2 protein-coding genes are annotated in these 1,199 nt (G+C 27.2%); both read left to right on the forward strand.

The window, feature by feature from the left end:
• Positions 1-707: hypothetical protein (locus tag AMN88_RS04605; RefSeq protein WP_179850098.1), on the forward strand; the 707-nt coding region annotated here is incomplete at its 5' end.
• Between the two features lie 275 nt (positions 708-982).
• Positions 983-1,199, forward strand: a 217-nt coding sequence (locus AMN88_RS03360; RefSeq protein ID WP_143323666.1) for a hypothetical protein, incomplete at its 3' end; no start/stop codon positions are given.

Consider the following 1,199-nt stretch of genomic DNA (forward strand, 5'->3'; position numbering starts at 1 on the left):
ATAATAATCAAAAATTAAAAGAGGCAAATAAAGCAAAAAAAATATGTTCAGAGCATTTTAAAACTTCTGACCAAGAATGTTTAGATAGCTATTCTAGTTACGCATTTAATATTTCAGAAAAAAAATCTAAGGAAAAATGGCCAGAATATAAAAAACAAGTTCAGGAAATTGAAAATAAAATTGATGATTTAAAAAAGCTGGAACCTAATATAAATTTGTTAGAATATTCATACACATCAGCAAATGAAATAACTGATTTTAGATCTGGGGAAAGCCTTAAAAATAAAAAAATATTAATTGCTGGTGGTGAAACAGAAAGAAGTTATTTTGAGGGCAGATGTTATGCTCAAGGATATTATGTGTGTTTAAAGCAGCAAACACTTAATGATGATGGTAATACCAATGTAAGAACAACTGAGGTAATAATTAAAAATATAGATGAATTTCCTAAAATAAAAGATCTGATTGATAAATTAGACTCGTATGCATTCTATTATTATAAGATTGTTGTATATGGAGTTCTAGAAGAGAGTGGAATCTTAGATAAAAAGATTAAAGCTGATTATATTATTTTAGAAAGAAATAATGATGTTAGTGATGAGATGTATGAAGATTCTTTGATGAGAGGAATATATAGTATTAAAGCAAAAGAATATCGTGAATATATGAAAAATAATTTTTCAGAATACAAAAAATTTTTGAATTAATCTAAAAAGACTACTTGATCATGGCACAATACTGGTCCAATCCTGGCACAATCAATTATAAAACTTAGTTAAAAACTATTTTTGCAAAAAAAATAAGTATTGAATTTATTGAGTGATGGTGCCCCCGCACGGATTCGAACCGCGGACCTATTGATTACAAATCAATTGCTAAAGTTTAAATAAACATTTGTTTGCAACAATAATCTTTAAATATTTTAAGTCTGGTCACACTATGGGCACAGTGGTATATTTTTTTAGTATAAAGCTAAATAGTTATGCTGAAAATTACTCAATCAAACAAAAAAGAATATATAGGCAAAGATTTTATTTTTAAAAAAAAGAAAGACAATCTAGTAATTGGCTGGAAAGTTTTAGGTCTTGGAAAGCAATTTGAAATACCTTGTGAAGATGTGAAAGAATTTAAAGTTTTAGATGAAAAATCTAAACCTATCAAAACAACTAGTGCTATGAAAAAAACAGGAGGTGCTGTTG

This window comes from Candidatus Pelagibacter communis, assembly GCF_001180165.1.
Classification (GTDB): Bacteria; Pseudomonadota; Alphaproteobacteria; order Pelagibacterales; family Pelagibacteraceae; genus Pelagibacter; species Pelagibacter ubique_P.